The organism is Halorubrum yunnanense, from assembly GCF_026586675.1.
Taxonomy (GTDB): domain Archaea; phylum Halobacteriota; class Halobacteria; order Halobacteriales; family Haloferacaceae; genus Halorubrum; species Halorubrum yunnanense.
The window spans coordinates 1-3598 of sequence record NZ_JAODIX010000066.1 but is presented as its reverse complement, the minus strand read 5'-3'; the positions used below and the strand labels follow the sequence as shown (position 1 = coordinate 3598).

Sequence of the window (3598 nt, the reverse complement as noted above, 5' to 3'; positions counted from 1 at the left end):
CGGTCTCTGACGCGGTAAAACCGTGAATTATCGACCCCACCCCGACGCAGTCTTGCGTTCAACAAGGCAGGATTTCAACAAAGCCCTACCTCTCGTTCACTCGCTGATCGGTCTGTGAAAACGCCTCAGTCGCCATATCGGCGCGCTCGGCCGCCTCGATATGCTGGTACGCCTCGCGGATCTGTTCTTCGCTGTTGTCGAGATACCGGGCAGCCGCAGAATAACCCAACTGTCGAACCAGCACCTCCCCGACGCCCCGACGCCCACCGTGTAGTTCGAGATAATCACCGTCGAGTGAAAGCTCCAGTTCGTCGCGACGCTCGGCGAGCGCGTCGTGGGTCCAGAGTCGCTCCATAATCGATCGGGCACCGTCAGTAGTGAGCGGCTTTGGTGCGTCGAGGTCGTGCTCAGCAGCAACGAGCAGGTCAGGCGCGCCGCCCCGGATGCTCTCGATCGTGTCATTGTCGAGACCGGCGTCACTTAGCCCGTCGGTGACGTGCGAAGCAAGCGACGGTCGGTGCAGCGTCGTGAACACCGGCCATGAGTCCGGAACGTCCAGCACCTCGGCGTACCGGCGCAGGGGGCCGATAACGGGTTCGGGGAGTGACGCCTCCTTCCACTCACGACTCTTCCGGAACACCGTGACGCTGCTGTCTGCGAACGACACGTCACGCCATCGAATGCCGTTCCGACCGTCGCGGTTTTCTTTCGGTGCCGAGAGGAATTCTGAGCCGCGCAGGCCCGTGTAGGCGACAACATACACGAGTGCCTGCTCACGACACCGCTGGTAGGTCTTGAACCGAGCGCGCTGTTTGGCCCGCCACGTTTCACTTTCCGGGTCGCCTCGATCGGCGTGAGGCACCTCGATCGCGCCGAGCGCATCGAACGCTTCGGACACACGCCGGTCGACGAACTGCGTGATCAGGTCGCGGTGGATCGGTTCCCACGCCTGCTGGTCGCCCGGCCGGCGGCCGTCGTTCTCCGGCAGCGGGTCTTCGGCGTCTGACTCACGGGCGTAGTGCCGCGGGATGTACCCCTGCGCGTGCGCCCACCCGCACCACGACGCGACGTGCGCGTAGTAGGTGAGCACGGTGCCGGCGGTGTTCCCTTCCGACGAGAGGTACCGCGCGTAGTCCGAGAACACCGTCGTGTCGAGGTCCGCGAATCGGACGGTGTCGCCGTCGACGATACCCGACCACGACTCGGGCGGGGAGGCGTATTTTAAACACTTGATATTAGGACTCGTTGGTGCTGTTGGGGCTACACTAGTGTTTGCATTGATCCTAGCGGCAGTCGCCGTTGCCGCCGTCATGCTCATCTACGGATCGGGCGGCCGATCCTCGGGGGTGGGGGCCTTCTTAGAGGAGTAGAACGCAATTGCTCCGTGGAAGGTTCGTTCGTTACTATCGTATGGTAACGTGAGGTGCGAAGATTATCGCTTGCTGACTCGGCTGTGTCTTCGAGAACACATTGGTCGTCATATGTCGTCATATCGGCGCGTTCGGCCGCCTCGATATATTCAGGGAGTCGACTGCCTCTCATTTATTAACCGGTCTAACCCCCTATGATCGGATTCGTCGATTGTCTCTGGCCTTGAGAGGGAAATAGCTTCTTTGGGAACATGCCTGTAAATTATTTCTTGGTTCTGTCTGTGGAGGTACCCGATGCCGAACTGATTCACAGTTCCTTGGAACACATCCATAACTGAATGATATGCACTCCTTCCAGTTCCGGCGTGAGAAAATCGATTGTTCTCCGTCTCAGGGAGGATAGCCCAATAATCCACGTTCCAGTCATTATATTCCAACCTTCGATACCTTCCTACCTGCTTCATTGCCTCTCCGAGCTTTTTCCCGGAGTAATTTTCCATATACTTGATCTCAAGACCGAATGTCCCTGCTTGCGGGTGTTTCGCAAGCAGGTCGACCCGGCCGGTCTTACAAACAGAATAGACTTCAGTCTCGACACACCAGCCGTACTCGGAGAGGGATTCGCTGATCTGATCGCGAAGTTCCGGTTCCGAGTCGAAGCGAATACGGTTCATAATTTCCCCTCGAACACGTCGGCCAGCCGCTCGCGCATGGCGTCTCGGCGGGCGCGGCGGACCTGCTCCTCGCTCAGATACTTGTCGACGACGACGGCAGCCGACGAGCTACCCTGATCAGCCGCCATCGGGGCGACCTGCTCTTGAAGATCCTGCATGGCGTCCTGATACGCGTTGTACCAGAACCGGCGGCAGGCGTGCGGCGTCGGTCGTTCACCGTGGAGCGTCACCCCGGCAGTCTCGACCAGCCGCTCGAAACGGTTGTTCACCGTTCCCGGCGCGACATGCCCGGACTCGGCGGCGTTGGAGGGGAAGAGGTAGCCGTTCCAGCCGGTTGCATCCAGCGCCTCAACGCGATCGAGATACTCGTCGACGCCGTACAGCAGTTGCACGGATGACGGGCCGTTCTTCCGGTCTTCAAACTCGAGCCGGGGAGGCTCGGCGTTCGGAATGAACTGCGATACGTGCAGCGCCGCGACCTCCCCGCGACGGAGCCCCCACGCGCCGAGCGCAACCACGAGGAGGCGATCCGCCCGGTCGTCGCACACGGCGAGTATCTCTCGGAGCTGGTCTGGCCGCAGCGCCGGTTTCGTCTCTCCGCTCTCGGTGTCGGTGTCCCACCCACCGAACGACGTTGCGACCGTCGCGGCCGGGTTATACGTCCCGATAGCACGGTTCTGGAGCCACACGTACCAGTCTTTCACGTCGTAGTGATGCTTTGCCTTCGAGTCGTTACTCGCGAGCTCGTGGTCGAGCACGTCGAACACCGAGAGGACGCGCTCAATCTCCTCGGGTTGCAGGTCGCGGTCGCCGACGCGATCGACGAGCGGGGCCTCCCCGTGGAGGGCTTCGTACTCGCGGGCGTACCGCGCCAGTCGCGTGCGCTTCGATCGGATCGTACTGTCAGCGAGGTTCTGCCGGCGCTGTCGGTCGCGAAGGTATGTCTCAAAGCGCTCGATCGTCTCTTCGTCGTTGATCCCCCACTCGTACCCCGGGGTTCCGTCGTCCACACCGGCGTCGACGCCGACCTCCTCGACGATGAACTGCTTGAGCGTGAGGTCGTGATGCTCGCGAAGGGTGTACGCGATCCCGCTGTAGCCGTGATCGGCCAGCCACTCGTACGAGGGTCGCTTCGTCGCGGGGCTCATCCCTGCGTGGTACATCTCGTCGGCAATTTCCGTCTCGTAGAACTCGATCAGCTCATCGAGCGACATGCGACTCCAGTTAATTACGTCACTCACGCGCATCACCGGGTGAAGGCCCGGAATCTCGGAGGTGTGCCGATTTTAAGACTGCCATTTTCAACAGATAGACATCATTCGCCAATTGCTTAATATTTCTGCTTACTGCTTTGTCTCTTATAGACAAAGCAATTATGCAATACACAGCAGGAATGGGCTAATTCAAAAGTATATCATATAACGCTATATTTAATTTCGGCCGTAGCTGACCACGCAGTCTACGCGCAGGGGCATACAATAACTAGAGCCTGTCATAGAAAGCGTCACGTGCGAAGCAGCAGGGTTTGGAGACTGTGTCTACAAACTCCAAAGC

The 3598-nt window shown here is 59.6% G+C and carries 3 protein-coding genes; all 3 read right to left on the bottom strand.

Going from position 1 to position 3598, the window contains the following annotated elements:
- Nucleotides 1–85 precede the first annotated feature (85 nt).
- The 3 genes from N5096_RS13820 to N5096_RS13810 all read right to left on the bottom strand — a co-directional run bounded on the left by N5096_RS13820 (nt 86) and on the right by N5096_RS13810 (nt 3258).
- On the bottom strand, nt 86–1144 hold the full coding sequence (locus N5096_RS13820) for a site-specific recombinase (RefSeq protein ID WP_267665401.1): 1059 nt from the start codon (nt 1142–1144) through the stop codon (nt 86–88).
- A 375-nt stretch (nt 1145–1519) separates the two neighbouring features.
- Complete coding sequence (locus tag N5096_RS13815; RefSeq protein ID WP_267665400.1) at nt 1520–2044, bottom strand: hypothetical protein; 525 nt, start codon at nt 2042–2044, stop codon at nt 1520–1522.
- Nucleotides 2041–3258, bottom strand: coding sequence for a tyrosine-type recombinase/integrase (locus tag N5096_RS13810; RefSeq protein WP_267665399.1), 1218 nt, complete (start codon nt 3256–3258; stop codon nt 2041–2043). Before N5096_RS13810 ends, N5096_RS13815 begins: the two co-directional genes overlap by 4 nt.
- Nucleotides 3259–3598: the final 340 nt, after the last annotated feature.

Excerpts from the sequence above, each read along its gene's own strand:
- N5096_RS13815 (WP_267665400.1), bottom strand. The coding sequence starts at position 2,044 with ATGAACCGTATTCGCTTCGACTCGGAACCGGAACTTCGCGATCAGATC.
- N5096_RS13810 (WP_267665399.1), bottom strand. The coding sequence starts at position 3,258 with ATGTCGCTCGATGAGCTGATCGAGTTCTACGAGACGGAAATTGCCGAC.